The following is a 16589-nucleotide window of genomic DNA, read 5'->3' on the forward strand; positions in this document are numbered from 1 at the left end:
AAGACGCCACTTTCAGCCAGCTGCTTCGTGAGGAAACGGATGGGGAAGGAACGTCCTTTTGTAAAGAAGTGTGGAGCTTCTGGCTTTTTGTGCAAAAAAACTTGCGAATCAAAGGACAAAGTGTTAAACTGAAACAGGGAACATGTATGGTAAACTTGCGGGGGTGTACGAATGAAGATACTGGTCGTCGATGATGGACAGCTTGCAATCAACTCGCTGATCCGCATCCTGTGCCGCGTTGCACCCGACTGTGACTATATCAGCGCCATGACGACCGAGGATGCACTGAGCTGGATGCGTCAGGGGCCGATGGACGCGGCTTTCCTCAATCTGGAAATGCCCGGCATGAACGGGCTTGCTTTGACGCGCATGATCCAGAAGCTGCAGCCGCGCTGCAACATCATTGTGGTAACAGAGCACCCGGAGTATGCGCTGGAAGCGCTGCAGATCTTCGTGAGCGGCTTTTTACTCAAGCCTGCAAACGAGGCAGATGTGCGCAATGTGCTGGAGCATCTGCGCTACCCGCCGGAGAATGCCCCTGTCGGCATCAAGATCCAGTGCTTTGGCAATTTTGAGATCTTCGTGGGCGGGCGCGCTTTGGCCTTCAAGCGCAGCAAGAGCAAGGAGCTGCTGGCCTATCTGGTGGATCGCAATGGTGCCACCTGCACCAACGGCGAAATGCTGGCCGTGCTGTGGGAGGATAAGCCCGACACCGCATCGCTGCACAGCCATCTCCGCAATCTGATCTTTGACCTGAGCCATACGCTGGAGGATGCAGGTGTTACCGGCCTGCTCATCCGCGGCCGCAGCACACTGGCGCTGGACACCAGCAAGGTGGATTGTGATTATTACAATTTCCTGCGGGGCAGCCGCTCGGCCACCAATTCCTATCGCGGCGAGTATATGACCCAGTATTCTTGGGCAGAGGTGACCCGTTCAGCGCTGCGCCAGCAGGCAAATGTGCAGAAAACAGCCTCGATCCCCAGTTACTATGTGCCGCCTACCGGCTTTTAAACCAGAAAAAACAAGAACACCTCAGAAAATCGCTCGATTTTCTGAGGTGTTTTTTCTTGACATGAAAATACCCCAAGAGTACTCAGAGTTTTGTTTTTACTCTGTCTATTCTAGGGGTAGCATATCAAAAGTAAAGGGGCTTTGTGTGCAATTATTTACTGCTGCGCAAAAATTTTGATCTCATCCTTATCCATAAAGGCGGCACCGGAAAAACCGGAAGCTTCCAGCTGGCCCAACTGTTTGCCCAGCTTCTTGGCCTGCTGCAGAACGGTGACATTGTAGCTGCTGCGCAGGTCTGCAGCCTTGGCAAGAACGGCGGTGAAGTCGGCATCCTTGCCGTACAGCAGGGCGATCTTCTGCTTTGCGCCGGGGATCTGGTAGCCCTGCTCCAGCAGGATGCCGCACACCCGCTCGAAGCCGATGGAGAAGCCCACGGCGGGCACCTGAGTGCCCAGGAACTTGCCCACCATGTTGTCGTAGCGGCCGCCGCCGGCCACGGCACCGCTGAACTGCGGGCAGGTGATCTCAAACACCATGCCGGTGTAGTAGCCCTGACCGCGCACCAGACTGGGGCAGTAGGCTACCTGATAGCGGCCTGCAGCCATGGCGTTGGCGGTAGCAAGGACATACTTGAGGTCATCGGCAATGGCGGGGTCTGCGCAGCGGGCAGCCACGGCATCCAGCGTGACTTCGCCTGCGGCAATGAAGTCGGCCAGTGCGTTGATGGCATTTTCCGGCAGCTGCTTTTCGGTCAGCTCAGCCTTCACACCATCGGCGCCGATCTTGTCCATCTTATCAAAGGTGATGCAGACGGAATCCAGCGTATCAGCGGAAAAACCCATGCTCTCCAGCATCCCGCGCAGGATGCGGCGGTCATTGATGTTGACGGTGAAGCCGGTGAAGCCGATGTTCAGCAGGGCACGGGTGGTCACGTCGATCAGCTCCACCTCGGCATTGGGGGAAGAATCGCCCAGAATGTCGATATCGCACTGTACGAACTCGCGCAGACGGCCCTTCTGCGGGCGCTCGGCGCGGAACACACGGTCGGTCTGGATCACCTTGAAGGGGCTGGGCAGTTTATCCTTGTTGGCGGCATAGTAGCGGCTCAGCGGCAGGGTCAGGTCATAGCGCAGGCCCATATCGGACAGCTGCTTGGGATCGCCGGTGTTCAGGGCAGCGGTGAGCTTATCGCCGCGCTTGAGCACCTTGAAGATCAGGTTCAGGTTGTCGCCGCCGTCGGATTTGTCCAGATTCTCCATATCCTCCAGCATGGGGGTGGAAATGCGCTCGAAGCCGGACGCACGGTAGGTCTCCAGAATTTTGCCCTGAATGTAATCGCGCAGGGTCTGCTCTGCGGGCAGCAGGTCGCGCATGCCCTTCAATGCCTGTGTTTTCATAAGATGGTTCCTCTCTATATAAATCAATGTAAATACTTTTACCTTATTCATTATAAAGAAATCTGCCGTTTTGTCAATTGAAATGGGCACACTGTAAGGGAAAAACCATTCGGAGGGCAGGCAATGAAACAGCAATTTACAGCAAAACATCCGTGGACCATCCTTGCGGCGGGCGCAGCCATTCAGGTGCTCACGGGCATCCCGGCGGCGTGGGGCGTATTCCAGCAGCCGGTCATGGACGAGTACGGCCTGAGCGAGCAGGGGGCAGGCTATGCCTTCGGCATCCTCATTGCGGCGTTCGGCGTGGGGTGCGTCCTCGGCGGCTTTCTGCAGGACAGCCGAGGCCCGCGGTGTGCGGCTCTGTGGGGAACAGCACTGCTGTGCGGCGGATTTTTTGCAGCGGCCATCCTGCCGGGCGGCAGTGCGATCAGCTTTTTTCTGGCATTCAGTATCCCGGCGGGGCTGGGCACGGCGTTTCTGTACCCATCCATCCAGTCCTGCGCACAGAAGTGGTATGCCGGGCGCAAGGGTCTTGCCACCGGCGTGATCGGCGGGGCGGTGGGTCTTTCCGGTGCGTTCCTCACCGTGTTCGTGCGCACGGCGGTCAGCGGCTTTGGGATCGTGCAGGGCATCCGGGGCGCGTTCTGGGCGCTGGGGGCCATAACGCTGCCCGTCTGCCTTGCGGGCAGTCTGCTGCTGCAGGACCCGCCGGAAAGCAGACAAAACCAGCAGGGGAGCGGCAAAAATGAGATCGACCTTTCCCCGTGGCAGATGCTGAAAACAAAGCAGTACTGGCTGTGCGCAGGCGCGGTGTGTTTTTCCACCCCGGCGGTGCTTCTGTTCAGCCCCATCATCCTGAAGCTGGGCGTGGAGCGGGGGCTGGACGAAAGCGCTGCATTGTGGAGCGTGGTGCTGGGCAGCGTGGGCAGTGCGGCGGGCCGCCTGCTGATGCCCATGCTCAGCGATAAAATTGGCCGCAGGCCCACCGATCTGCTGCTGTTTGCAGTGTCGCTGGGGCTTTCGGCAGGGTTTGCGTTTGCGCAGGGCTGGTGGGTGATCGCCTGTTATGCGGGGCTTACCTTCTGCTATTCCGGCCTTGCAGCAGTGCTGCCCGCCCTTTCCACCGATCTGTTCGGCCTGCCGCACGCAGGGGTGAACTACGGTTTTCTGGCACTGGGGCAGAGCGTGGGCAGTCTGGCCTTTCCGTTTGCAGCAAATCTCTGGGGGTTGGAAGCCGGGCGACACTGGCTTGCCGTGGGCGGCGCAGCGGCGGGCTTTGCAGCCATGTGGGTACTGAAGCCTGCCGGGCAGACACCGCGCAGGCAGGACACAGGAGCGTGAAATTTGCCCTCTTGACATAGTTGACAAAAACTTGACGAATGAAATGACAAAAGCATCCGAATTGACAGTTAGCAGCAGACAACTGCAAATAGTTTTGATGTTTTTTACCGGAAATGTATTGCAAAATCCGTCAGCTTTCTCTATAATAAAATCATGCGTGGTAGTACCGGTTAAGGCGCTGAAAGAGAGCGGCGCGCCCGGTCAGATGCAAGCAGCAAAGGGCAGCGGCTGTGCCGGCAGGGCGCGGCGGCGGCTTTGTGCTGCAAAGCAACATTTGTCAAAAGGAGAGTATGATTATGACCTATTCGCAGCAAGTACAGAATATGTGCCCGATCACCAAAGGTCCTAAGCATGGTCCGGCTCCCATCCCCGAAGAGGGCGCATGGGTCAAGGCCTATGAGATCAAGGACATCAGCGGCTACACCCACGGTGTGGGCTGGTGCGCACCTCAGCAGGGTACCTGCAAGCTGTCCCTGAACATCAAGAACGGTGTCATCGAGGAGGCTCTGGTGGAGACCATCGGCTGCTCCGGTATGACCCACTCTGCTGCTATGGCAGGCGAGATCCTGCCCGGCAAGACCATTCTGGAAGCTCTGAACACCGACCTGGTGTGCGATGCCATCAACGTTGCTATGCGTGAGCTGTTCCTGCAGATCGTCTACGGCCGCAGCCAGACCGCTTTCTCTGAGGACGGTCTGCCCATCGGCGCAGGTCTGGACGACCTGGGCAAGGGCCTGCGCTCCATGACCGGTACCATCTTCTCCACCAAGGAGAAGGGTGTCCGTTATCTGGAGCTGACCGAGGGCTATATCAACAAGCTGGCTGTGGATGCCAACGATGAGGTCATCGGCTATCAGTTCGTCAAGCTGGGCAAGATGATGGAGGATATCCGTCACGGCAAGACCCCCAACGAGGCTTATGAGAAGAACGTGGGTACTTACGGCCGCTTCAGCAAGGAGCAGGGTGCTGTGAAGTACATTGACCCGCGTGAGGAATAAGAGAGGAGGAACAACTCATGGCAACTTTTGAATCTATGGATCGCCGCATGCCGAAAATCGAGGCATGCCTGAAGGCTAACGGCCTGGAGTCTCTGGACGCTTGCAACGAGATGCTCCTCGCAAAGGGCATCGACTGCGACAAGATCGTGCGCGGCGTTCAGCCCATCTGCTTTGATAACGCTGTCTGGGCATACACCCTGGGCACCGCCATCGCCGTCAAGCGCGGCCTGACCGATGCTGCCGAGTGTGCTGCTGCCATCGGCGAAGGTCTGGAAGCTTTCACCATCCCCGGCTCTGTCGCTGAGCAGCGTCAGGTCGGTCTGGGCCACGGCAATCTGGGCGCTCGTCTGCTGAGCGAGGACACCACCTGCTTCGCTTTCCTGGCAGGCCACGAGTCCTTTGCTGCTGCTGAGGGTGCTATCGGCATCGCCCGCACCGCAAACAAGGTCCGCAAGACCCCCCTGCGCGTCATCCTGAACGGCCTGGGCAAGGATGCAGCTTACATCATTTCTCGTATCAACGGCTTCACCTATGTTCAGACTGAGTACGACATCCCCACTCAGACCCTGACCGTCGTCAAGGAGATCCCCTTCTCTGAGGGCGAGCGCGCAGCCGTCAAGTGCTACGGTGCAAACGACGTTATGGAAGGCGTTGCCATCATGAAGAAGGAGGACGTTCAGTGCTCCATCACCGGCAACTCCACCAACCCCGTCCGCTTCCAGCATCTGGTTGCAGGCACCTACAAGAAGTGGGCCATCGAGAACGGCAAGAAGTACTTCTCTGTCGCTTCCGGCGGCGGCACGGGCCGTACCCTGCATCCCGATAACGTGGCCGCAGGCCCCGCAAGCTACGGCCTGACCGACTCTTTGGGTCGTGTGCACGGCGATGCTCAGTTTGCAGGTTCTTCCTCCGTGCCCGCACACGTTGAGATGATGGGCCTGATCGGCATGGGCAACAACCCGATGGTTGGTGCTACCGTTGCATGCGCTGTTGCTGCAGCTCAGGCTAACGCCTAAGTTTTTCCTAAGTTTCAGCGAGGGGGAAGCTGCTTTCCGAATGAGCAGCTCCCCCTTTTTTGCTGATAGATGTCCGAACACAAGCAACCCGAATATGAGAAGGAAGAAACAATGAAAAAGAATCAGATCCGCAAGAGCGTGGCTGCGCTGGCCATGGCGGTTGTTGTGGGTGTCAGTCTGCTGGGCTACGGCTGCGGCAGCAAGTCCGCTTCCACCGCAGGCGGCGTGTCCGGCGATTTCACCGGCACTGCCAAGGGCATGGGCGGCGACGTTACCGTTACCCTGACGCTGGAAGACGGCAAGATCACCGGCTGCACCGCTGAGGGCAAGGACGAGACCCCCGGCATCGGTACGCTGGCACTGGAGCAGCTGCCCGCTCAGATCGCTGAGACCGGCAGCATCGCCGTGGACGGCGTGTCCACCGCGACCATCACCTCCAACGCCATCAAGGAGGCAGCAGCCGCTGCCCTGACTGCCGCTGGCCTGAACGCTGACGACTATAAGATCGAGGTCAAGGCCGACGAGACCAAGGCCGAGGATTCCACCATTGACGCTGACGTTGTCATCGTGGGTGCAGGCGGCGCAGGCATGACCGCTGCCATCACCGCTGCTGCCGAGGGCAAGAGCGTTGTGATCGTGGAGAGCCAGGCCATGGTGGGCGGCAACTCTGTGCGCGCTACCGGCGGCATGAACGCCGGCAAGACCGTGTATCAGGATGAGAACGAGTTCGGCGAGTCTGCCGGTGTCGAAAAGACCCTGAAGACCGCTGCTGAAAAGTACGCTGACAACGAGACCATCACCGCTCTGGCAAAGACCGTCTCTGAGCAGTGGGCAGAGTACCAGAAGAACCCCACCGGCTACTTCGACTCTGTTGAGCTGATGGAGCTGGACACCATGATCGGCGGCAAGGGCATCAACGACCCTGCTCTGGTGGAGACCCTGTGCTCCAACTCTGCTGATGCCATCGACTGGCTGGACGAGCACGGCATCACCCTGCACAGCGTTTCCAGCTTTGGCGGTGCATCCGTCAAGCGCATCCATCGCCCTGTGGACGCAGAGGGCAAGACCCTTTCCGTCGGTTCCTACATGATCCCCCTGCTGGAGGAGAACTGTGAGAAGGCTGGCGTTCAGATCCTGCTGAACACCACCGCCAACGAGATCCTGACCGATGCGAGCGGCGCTGCTGTGGGCATCAAGGCCACCGGTTCTACCGGCGAGACCGTCACTGTGAACGCCAAGGCTGTGGTGCTGACCACCGGCGGCTTCGGCGCAAATCTGGACATGGTTGTCGAGTACAAGCCTGAGCTGAAGGGCTTCATGACCACCAACGCTGCCGGCGCTCAGGGTCAGGGCATTGAGATGGCCACCGCCATCGGTGCTGGCACCGTGGATATGGACCAGATCCAGATCCACCCCACCGTTGAGGCCAACACCGCTGCCCTGATCACCGAGGGTCTGCGCGGCGACGGCGCTGTGCTGATCAACGCTGAGGGCAAGCGCTTCATCGACGAAGTGGGCACCCGTGACGTGGTCTCTGCTGCTGAGATCGCTCAGACCGGCAGCTACAGCTGGCTGGTGGTCGATCAGGCTATGGTCGATGCTTCCAGCGTCATTCAGGGCTACATCAAGAAGGGCTACACCGTGACCGGCGAGACCTACGAGGAGCTGGGCAAGGCAATGGGCGTTGATGAGGCTGCTTTTGCCGAGACCATGAAGACTTGGAACGGCTATGTTGAGGCCAAGAATGACCCCGACTTTGGCCGCACCAGCTTTGCAAACCCGCTGGATACTGCTCCGTACTATGCAATCAAGGTCACTGCTGGTGTGCACCACACCATGGGCGGCCTGACCATCAACACCAACACCGAAGTCCTCAAGGAGGACGGCACTGTGATCCCGGGCCTGTTTGCAGCAGGTGAGGTCACTGGCGGTGTGCACGGTGCAAACCGTCTGGGCGGCAACGCTGTTGCAGACTTCACCGTGTTTGGCCGCATTGCAGGTAAGGCTGCCAGCGACTACGCTGCATGAGTACCCGCAAAGCACCTGAAAACGCTTCCGGCTCCAAAGGCCTGAAGCCATGGATGAAGAACCTGATCTTTGCTGCAGTGATCCTTGTGCTGGCAGCAGCGCTGTATTTCGGCGTGCGCGCAGCACATAGCAGCAAGGGCAGCGGCCTGCAGGCCACCGTCGATTTTGGCGATGGCATCACCGAGACTCTGCCGCTGGATACAGACCACGATTACCTGTATGATGTGGGCAATTATGTCGTGCATCTGCAGGTAAAGGATGGTGCCATCGCGTTCTTGGACAGTCAGTGCCCGGACCACGTGTGCGAGCAATTCGGCTGGCTGGACAAGGACGGCGCATGGGCTGCATGCGTCCCTGCCGGGGTGTATGTGGTAGTGGAAACTACAGCTGAATAAAGATCGTGCTTCAAAAAAGAGGCAGTACCCTGCAAGAGCAGGGCACTGTCTCTTTTGTTTTGTCTGGAAGGCAAAAGAGGGCACGGTGTGAAAGTTGGGTAAAACTTTGACACAAATGCGTCAAAACAAAATTTAGACGCTTGTGTAATAGACGAAAATGCGATAAACTAACAATAAACTCTTTATCGCGCGCTTTTGCAAAGCCTGCGCCCGATACCGAAACCAGGGCATGCCCTGAAAGATACAGGAGGAAACAGCAAGCATGATCTTTAAAAAGAAGCAGGATGCTGCGGTACAGCAGACGGCTGCGGGTGAGGCAAAGCCCGCAGCGAAGGGCGGCAAAGCAGCAGCCTTTTTCCGCAAGAACTGGAAATGGATGGTGCCGGTGGTGTGCGTGGCCGTGCTGGGCGGATGGTTCATCCTGCGCCCGGACAAGGCACAGAACGCCAATAAGGACATCAACTATGTGCAGGTCTCGCCGTCCAAGCGGGATGTGTCCAACACCCTCAGCGGAACCGGCACTCTGAACCCTGCCAATACGTATAATGTTAAGTCGCTGGTAGCGGGCAAGGTGTTGACCAGCAGCTTTGAGGAAGGGGACATCGTGGAGGAAGGCACCGTGCTGTACACGGTGGACTCCTCCGATGCCACCACCAAGGCGGAGCAGGCGTCCATTGCTCTGCAGCAGGCACAGCGCAGCTACGACAAGACGGCAGACCGCCAGTATGTCCGCGCCGAGGTGGCAGGTGTTGTGAGTGCCCTCAAGGTGGCCAAGGGCGACGAAGTGACCAGCGGTCAGGAAGTGGCGGTCATCCGTGACAGCTCCAAAATGGTGCTGCGGCTGGAGTTCCCGGCAGCAGATGCCGCCACCTTCTCGGTGGGCCAGAGCGCAGAGGTGACGCTGGACGGCACCTTTGAAATGCTGACTGGCACCGTGACCGCTGTGACCGGCACCGATGCCCTGAGCACCGGCAACCTGCTCACCCGCACCGTGACCATTGCTGTGCGCAATGCAGGCGGCCTGACCACTGCGCAGGCAGCAACGGCAACCATCAATGGCGTGAACTGCATTGCCGCCAAGTGCTTTGAGTATCAGGCGGAGCGCACCCTGACTGCCCTTGCCGCCGGTACCGTGACGGCCATCAATGTGCCGGAAGGCGGAGCCGTGAACAAGGACGATATCGTGCTGCAGATCAGCGGCGAGGACCTGACCGAGGCTATCCAGTCTGCCGCCGAGAGCCTGCGCAGCGCCGAGCTGAACATGGACAATCTGCAGGAGGCCATGAACAACTACACCATCACCTCGCCCATCAGCGGCACCATTATTGAAAAGAATGCCAAGGCCGGGGACGCGCTGTCCGCCGGCTCGGACCTGTGCACGATCTTTGACCTGAGCTATCTGGAGATGACCCTGAACGTGGACGAGCTGCAGGTCAGCAGCCTGTCGGTGGGTCAGAGCGTGCAGGTCACGGCGGATGCCGTGCCGGACAAGACCTATACCGGCGTTGTGACCCGTGTTTCCATGAAGGGTACCTCCAACGGCGGCACCACCACCTACCCGGTCAAGGTGCGCATTGATGAGACCGATGGCCTGCGCCCGGGCATGAACGCCAATGCTGAGATCGTGGTGGCACAGGCAAAGAATACCCTTACCGTGCCCAACGCTGCCATCGTGCGCGGCGGCTATGTGCTGGTCACGCAGGACTCCCCCAGCGCAGTCAACGCAGACCCGGGCATGATCGCGCCGGACGGCTATGTGTATGTGCCGGTCAAGACCGGCGTCAGCGATGACAACTACACCCAGATCGTCAGCGGGCTGACCGGCAATGACACGGTGGCTTACGACTCTGCCGCAGCAAGTACCGATACGTACTATGACGACGGCGGCTATTACGAGGCGGATGCAGAGGGCACCGAGGGCGAGGAAGGCGCCGATGCTGAGAACGGCATGGTCGATGAAGCAGAACCGGAAAACGGGACCGTACCGGCGGAAGAGCCTGTGGAAGCCGAGGAAAAGCAGAGCTCCGCAGAGGATGCCGTGAATCCGTCTCAGGCAGACGGCGTGGTCTATCTGGGCTGACACAGGAGGAATGCATGAGCGCTCTGATCGAGTTTGATGAGGTGTGCAAGTATTACCAGATGGGTGACACCACGGTAAAGGCTGCAGACCACATCACCATGAAAATCGAAAAAGGCGAGTTCGTGGCCATCGTGGGCCAGTCCGGCTCCGGCAAATCCACCTGCATGAACATCATCGGATGTCTGGATGTGCCCACCCACGGCACCTACCGCCTGAACGGAAAAGACGTTGGCCGGATGAGCCGCAACGAGCTGGCATCCGTCCGCAACGAGATGCTGGGTTTCATCTTCCAGCAGTACAACCTTTTGCCAAGGCTCAACCTGATGGAGAACGTGGAGGTGCCGCTGGTGTATGCGGGCATCGGCCGCGCCGAGCGCCACGCCCGGGCCAAAGAGGTGCTGGAGCAGGTGGGTCTGGGCGATAAGCTCAGGAACCGCCCCAACCAGCTTTCCGGCGGCCAGCAGCAACGTGTTTCCATCGCTCGGGCACTGGTGCGGAACCCGGCGGTCATTCTGGCCGACGAGCCTACCGGCGCACTGGACAGCCACACCGGCCGCGAAGTGCTGGGAATGCTGCAGCAGATGCACGATGAGGGCCACACCGTGGTGCTCATCACCCACGATAATTCCATTGCGGTGCAGGCAGACCGCATCATCCGTCTGGAGGACGGGCGGGTGGTCTACGATGGCGATGCCCATGCACCGGAAGCCGTGGTGCAGCCCACGCTGCTGCCGGATGAGGAGGAAAAAGCATGATCATTGAGACCTTCCGTCAGGCCATCCAGAACGTGTGGAGCAACAAACTGCGCACCTTCCTTACCATGCTGGGCATCATCATCGGCGTTATGGCAGTCATCGTCATCGTGGGCTTGGGCAACGGCATGACCAAAAGCATGCGCGACAGCTTTTCGGCACTGGGTACCAACACCCTTTCGGTGCAGGTGTGGGGCAACGGCTCCCGCACCGTTTCGGTGGAGGAAATGTACAAGCTGCCCACGGAGTACCCGGAGCTGATCCAGTCCATTTCGCCGCAGATCGATTTCAGCGGCAGCGGCACGCTGAAGATCGGCACTACCAGCTACCGCTGGTCCAACATCAGCGGCGTGGACGAGAACTATTCCGCCATGAAAAATTACCAGATCGCGCAGGGACGCGGCCTGCAGTACATGGATATGAAGGATAACAAGCATGTGTGTGTCATCGGCGATTACCTCAACCGTGTGGCCTTTGGTGGCAACGGCCTTGGCCAGACGCTCAAGATCGGTGCCAACAAGTTCCGCATCGTGGGCGTGCTGGCGGCCAAAGTCAGCGATCCGGACATGCAGCAGGGCAGCGATGACGACTGCGTTTACCTGCCCTATACCACGGCCATGCGCCTTTCCAGCCAGAGCACGGTGAACAACTATGCCGCGGTCATGGAGGATGAGAGCCGCGCCAACGAAGCAAAGTCTGCGGTGGAAAGCGAACTGCAGCGCCTGCTTGGCTCGGATAACGGCTACTATGTCTATAGCGCCAGCGAGTGGCTGGAGGAAATGAACAACATGATCAACATGGTCATTGTGATCCTGACCGGCATTGCCAGCATTTCGCTGCTGGTGGGCGGCATTGGCATCATGAACATCATGTTGGTGTCGGTGACTGAGCGCACCCGCGAGATCGGCATTCGCAAGGCACTGGGTGCCAAGGAACGCACCATTCTGTCGCAGTTCGTGGTGGAAGCAGCCACCACCTCGGCCCTCGGCGGCGCACTGGGCATTGCACTGGGCTACATCGTATCCATGGGAGCAAACAAGGTGCTGCCCATGTTCACCAGCGGCACAACGGTCACGGTCAGCCCGTCCTTCAATTCCATCGCAGTGGCCTTTGGCATCTCGGTGGGGATTGGCGTGCTGTTCGGCTACCTGCCCGCAAAGCGCGCAGCGCGGCTCAACCCCATTGAAGCATTGCGCTATGACTGAACTCTTCTCTGCCGGCGTTGCGCCGGACTGCAAAACACCAAGGAAGGGGAATATACCTATGAAAAAACGTCTTTTCGCATGTCTGCTTGCAGCATGCCTGGCTGTGTCCGTGCTGGTGCTTCCGGCATCGGCGGCCAGCCTGAACAACTCGGCCATCCAGACGGCCATTACACTGGGCGCTATGGATACCAGCCAGACCGGCAGTCTGGATGCTGCCGTCACCCGCGGTGCATTTGCCAAGATGCTGGTCTCCTTTTCGGCCTACCGCGAAAGCGCCAGCCAGCAGGGCAATCTGGGCACACTGTATAAGGATGTGCCCGGCAGCTCTCAGTGGGCACCCTATGTGCGCATTGCGGTGCAGCAGGGCTGGATAAACGGCTATACTGATGGTACATTCCGCCCGGATAATACGGTCACGCTGGAAGAAGCCTGCACCGCAGCGCTCAAGCTGCTGGGCTATAAAATGACCGACCTCAACGGCGTGTTCCCGACGGCACAGCTGAACAAGGCGCAGGAACTGGGCCTGCGTAACCAGCTGAACCGCAGCCAGAGCGAGGCCATGAACTATGAGGACTGTGCTTTGCTGTTGTATAACACCCTCACGGCAAACACCGCCTCTGGCAGCGCCTATGGTACCAGCCTGGGCTTTACGGTTTCGAACGGTCAGGTGGACACCTCCACGGTAATGCTCAAGAGCCTGAAGGGACCCTTTGTGGCAGCGGAAGGCACCCAGCTGCCTTTTACGCCGGTGAGCATCTACCGCAACGATAAGGTCTCGGCTTCTGCAGAGCTGAACCGCTACGATGTGTATTATTACAGCGAAAGTCTGCAGACTGTATGGATCTACACCCGCAAAGCAGCAGGCCGCATCACTGCCGTTTCGCCCAGCGCCAGCGCACCCACGGCCGTTACCGTGGCGGGCACCAGCTATCAGCTGGGCAGCACAGCAGTGGCTTCCAAGGTGTCCAGCCTGAACGGCGGCGGCGTGGGCGAAGTGGTCACTCTGCTGCTGGGCATGAACAATGAGGCGGCGGATGTTATTACCGGCGCAGAGGCCGACGAGGTGTTCTACGGCGTGGTGCAGGGCGCAGCCCGCAGCCTTGTGGAAGATAACGGCGCGGATGTGCTGCAGCGCGTGGCTGTCATGTGCACCGATGGTGTTCAGCGCACTGTGAATGTGGACAAAAGCCTGAACTACCCCAAGGGCTGGCTGGTAGAGATCCGCGTAACGCCGGAAGGCGAGTCCGTGAGCGGCATCGAGAACAAGGTCGTTACCGGCAAGGTCAATGCAGATGCAACGGCACTGGGCAGCTATGCCCTTGCCGACGATGTACAGATTCTGGATACAACTGCGGAGGGTGTGGCTGGGACGGTTCGTCCCAGCCGCCTAGCGGGGACAGACCTGAATCTTCTGAACGTCCGCTACTATACGCTGAATGAGAAGGGCGAGATCGACCGCCTGATCCTGAATGATGTCACCGGCGACCTGTGGACCTACGGCGTGCTGGATGATATCAAGAATGTGGCAGTCAACTACTCGGAACTGCAGACGCTGGCCAAAATCATTTCCACCGGCAAGAGCGACAGCACGGATACGCAGGATAAGATCGTGGACGACCTGAAGGATGTTCTGGTGCCCACCACCAGCGAAGTGCTGTGGGGTGTGATCAACGGCGACATCCTCTCCACTCTGTGGCAGAAGATCACAGCCAACACGGATAGCCTGCTCAGCCTTGGTCTGCGGCAGGTGGGCAGCCTTGTAGGCGAACCGTATGCGTCCATCTTCCGCTATATTGGCGGCGGTGCTACCTATGTGTGCTATGTCAATGGTTCGCAGGTAGCTTTCACCACCAACGTCAAATATCCGGTGCTGGTAGGTGGTGTTGCAGCCCGCAGAGAGACGACCGGCAGCGTGCGGACGATGGTCCAGCTCATGCCCATGAAGATCGATCAGGTGGGTGCAGCGTCGGTCATGAGCAACGGCACCCGCTTTGAGATGGCGGACGACGCACAGGTGTATCTGTGGTACAAGGGTCAGTACTATGCCACCAAGCTGACCGAGGTCAACTCGGAGGGCTACTACCTGACCGGCTGGTACGATAACTTTGGCTGTGCTGCGGGCAAGCGCGTGCGCGTGATCGTGGCCGTCAAAAAGGACTGATGGATTATTACAGCGTCCCGCGCCGCATTCTGCGCGGGGCAAGGCAGTTGGTGTACCCACGCCGCTGCCCGTTTTGTGATCGGGTGCTGGGCAGTGTGCCTGTCTGCCCGGATTGTGCCGCGGAGCTGGAAGAGCTGCGCAGAAAGCCGGGAATGCGGCTGGACGCTTCTCAGCATTATTTAGGGGAACTGACCGGTGCAGCAGCACCGTTCCGGTATGAGGGCTGTGTGCGGCGCGGCATCCTGCATACAAAATACCATGCTGCACCGTGGGCGGCGGTGGAGCTGGGCCTCTGGCTGGCAAAGCTGGCCTTTGGCAGCGAGATGCATATGGCCGGTGCAGAACCGGGGCCGGAGCTTGTGGAAGGCATGTCCCTTGGGTACGACTGCATCGTTCCCGTACCGGCATCCGGCAGAGCGCGCGGCTACAATGTGCCGCAGCTCATGGCGGTGCCGCTGGCCCGCGCACTGGGGATACCGCTGTACCCGAAAGCACTGGGCCGCACTCGTGCAAAGCGGCATCAGGCGGGCCTGCCCTTTGAGCAGCGCCTTGCCAATGTGGCGGGTGCCTTCCGGGTGACGGACACGGAACTTGTGGAGGGCAGAAAGGTGCTTTTGGTAGACGATGTGATCACCACCGGTGCCACGGCAGCAGCCTGCACACAGGCGCTGCTGGCAGCCGGTGCCGAGAGTGTGTTTGCAATTGCACTTGCCACTGTTGAATTTGAAATGTTTCCCGCAAGGGATCAGCCGCTGCAGGAAAACGAGCCGGAGTTTTGAAAATTTATTTGCAAAAACTTGGCAGAAAAAGCTTGACAAAACACCCTGAATCAAGTATACTAATTGAGCTGTGAGCGATAACCGCTTGCAGATATCCGGGTGTAGCGCAGTTTTGGTAGCGCGCTTGAATGGGGTTCAAGAGGCCGTGAGTTCGATTCTCGCCACTCGGACCATAAATCCAACGATTTCACGTTAGAAATCGTTGGATTTTTTTGTTTGTGGGCTGACCTCATTTGGTTTTGACCACAATTTTGACCACAATGCCAAAGATTTTATCTGGTCTAATTAGTGCTGTTCCGTCCAATTTTCAGGCCGAAAACGCCTCGCTGAACAACTGGATCGCACTCTGCCGAATGGATTCCTGAACATGGAGATAATGCTCAGTCATCTCGGTATCGGCATGGCCTACGATGCTCTGGATGGTCTGGATGTCCACGCCCAACGCCTGCATCTGCGACACATAGGTGTGGCGGCAGCTGTGCGGCGTGAGCAAGCGGACATCGCCCGCTTCTTCCAGAGATTTGCGGAACACATCCCGGAAATGGGTGGGATTGCAGGGCAAGCCGGTTTTGGGACTTTCCCAGATGAACTGGTCGGTGGTATCTCGCAGCTTGATGGCACAGGGGCGGACATTCAGCGGCACCGGAATATCCCGGATACTGTCTTTGGATTTCGGACTGCCGATGCTGACCGTACCTTTTACGACCTTTACTGCCTGCCGGATGTGAATGACAGAGCCATCTTCTTCAATAAACTGCGGCTCCAAAGCCAGAAGTTCCTGCATTCTCATTCCAGTGCCGAGCAAAAGCCGGATGCTCAAGCCCATGCGGTCATCGGGGAGAACCTTCATTAAGTGAGCGACTTCCGCCGTGGTAAAGGCTTCCTTGCGCTTTGCAGTGCCGGATGTCCGCATCTTTTCAGCAAGCCGAACCGGGTTGCGGCGCACAAGGTCATTGGCTTCTGCCTTTTGAAAGATCTGGTAGAGCATCCCTCGTGCCTTGCTGATGTAAGAATCGGAGCGTCCGTCACGGCGCATCCCTTTCAGGAAGTTTTCGATGTCGATGGGGCGTATGACGGTCAAGGGGCGATGATAAAATCCCTCTTTGAGCATTTTCAGGCAGTATTTGTAGCTTTCCTGTGTCGTGGGAGCGATATTATCCCTGTGACCCTCGAACCATGTATCTGCCCAATCCTCAAAGTACAGGATCGTGTCCAGCTGGACACCGCTGATAAGCGCATCCTGATACTCCTTCAGTTTGAGCTTGACCTCCTTCTGGGTCTTGCCATAGAAGGTCTTGAAGCGCGGCGAACCATCTTTCTGGTAGCCGTCCATCATACGTAATTCCCAGCGACCGTCGCTGCGGTGGCGAAGCGTACCCTCGCCGTGTGAACGTTTGCTTGGCATATTGCCTCCTTCCTGATG

13 protein-coding genes and 1 tRNA gene are annotated in these 16589 nt (G+C 58.5%); 12 read left to right on the forward strand and 2 right to left on the reverse strand.

Going from position 1 to position 16589, the window contains the following annotated elements; all coding sequences use genetic code 11:
- Positions 1–171: 171 nt before the first annotated feature.
- Positions 172–1014 (forward strand): response regulator, encoded by an 843-nt coding sequence (locus tag ACGHUK_RS03875; RefSeq protein ID WP_005940544.1) that lies wholly within the window; start codon positions 172–174, stop codon positions 1012–1014.
- A gap of 155 nt (positions 1015–1169) precedes the next feature.
- On the opposite strand, the gene hisS is transcribed toward ACGHUK_RS03875, so the two are convergent.
- Positions 1170–2411 carry a histidine--tRNA ligase gene (gene hisS, locus ACGHUK_RS03880; RefSeq protein ID WP_097774680.1) on the reverse strand — a complete coding sequence of 414 codons (1242 nt, stop codon included), beginning with the start codon at positions 2409–2411 and terminating at the stop codon, positions 1170–1172.
- A gap of 123 nt (positions 2412–2534) precedes the next feature.
- Between hisS and ACGHUK_RS03885 the strand changes: the two genes are divergently transcribed.
- From ACGHUK_RS03885 to ACGHUK_RS03935, 11 genes are all read left to right on the forward strand, one after another.
- A complete protein-coding gene (locus ACGHUK_RS03885) occupies positions 2535–3752 on the forward strand; it encodes an MFS transporter (RefSeq protein ID WP_390575078.1) in 1218 nt (405 codons plus the stop codon).
- 296 nt (positions 3753–4048) lie between these two features.
- Positions 4049–4750, forward strand: coding sequence for an iron-sulfur cluster assembly scaffold protein (locus ACGHUK_RS03890; protein ID WP_015537775.1), 702 nt, complete (start codon positions 4049–4051; stop codon positions 4748–4750).
- 17 nt (positions 4751–4767) lie between these two features.
- Positions 4768–5766 carry a GGGtGRT protein gene (locus ACGHUK_RS03895; RefSeq protein ID WP_005935035.1) on the forward strand — a complete coding sequence of 333 codons (999 nt, stop codon included), beginning with the start codon at positions 4768–4770 and terminating at the stop codon, positions 5764–5766.
- 111 nt (positions 5767–5877) lie between these two features.
- On the forward strand, positions 5878–7794 hold the full coding sequence (locus ACGHUK_RS03900) for a flavocytochrome c (RefSeq protein WP_390575081.1): 1917 nt from the start codon (positions 5878–5880) through the stop codon (positions 7792–7794).
- Complete coding sequence (locus tag ACGHUK_RS03905) at positions 7791–8189, forward strand: NusG domain II-containing protein (RefSeq protein WP_005940526.1); 399 nt, start codon at positions 7791–7793, stop codon at positions 8187–8189. The genes ACGHUK_RS03900 and ACGHUK_RS03905 overlap by 4 nt, the downstream gene beginning before the upstream one ends.
- A gap of 262 nt (positions 8190–8451) precedes the next feature.
- Positions 8452–10269, forward strand: a complete 1818-nt coding sequence (locus ACGHUK_RS03910; protein WP_390575084.1) for an HlyD family efflux transporter periplasmic adaptor subunit — start codon at positions 8452–8454, stop codon at positions 10267–10269.
- Between the two features lie 14 nt (positions 10270–10283).
- Positions 10284–11024, forward strand: coding sequence for an ABC transporter ATP-binding protein (locus tag ACGHUK_RS03915; protein WP_005940521.1), 741 nt, complete (start codon positions 10284–10286; stop codon positions 11022–11024).
- Positions 11021–12226 carry an ABC transporter permease gene (locus tag ACGHUK_RS03920; RefSeq protein WP_005940518.1) on the forward strand — a complete coding sequence of 402 codons (1206 nt, stop codon included), beginning with the start codon at positions 11021–11023 and terminating at the stop codon, positions 12224–12226. Before ACGHUK_RS03915 ends, ACGHUK_RS03920 begins: the two co-directional genes overlap by 4 nt.
- A gap of 58 nt (positions 12227–12284) precedes the next feature.
- Entirely contained in the window at positions 12285–14387 is a 2103-nt protein-coding gene (locus ACGHUK_RS03925; protein WP_044953515.1) for an S-layer homology domain-containing protein, read from the forward strand.
- A complete protein-coding gene (locus ACGHUK_RS03930; protein ID WP_390575087.1) occupies positions 14387–15166 on the forward strand; it encodes a ComF family protein in 780 nt (259 codons plus the stop codon). The genes ACGHUK_RS03925 and ACGHUK_RS03930 overlap by 1 nt, the downstream gene beginning before the upstream one ends.
- 95 nt (positions 15167–15261) lie before the next feature.
- Positions 15262–15339: transfer RNA gene (locus tag ACGHUK_RS03935), tRNA-Pro, on the forward strand.
- 134 nt (positions 15340–15473) lie between these two features.
- On the opposite strand, the gene ACGHUK_RS03940 is transcribed toward ACGHUK_RS03935, so the two are convergent.
- Positions 15474–16571, reverse strand: coding sequence for a site-specific integrase (locus ACGHUK_RS03940; protein WP_252264321.1), 1098 nt, complete (start codon positions 16569–16571; stop codon positions 15474–15476).
- Positions 16572–16589 lie beyond the last annotated feature (18 nt).

The sequence above is a fragment of the Faecalibacterium sp. i25-0019-C1 genome (assembly GCF_042854225.1).
Classification (GTDB): domain Bacteria; phylum Bacillota; class Clostridia; order Oscillospirales; family Ruminococcaceae; genus Faecalibacterium; species Faecalibacterium taiwanense.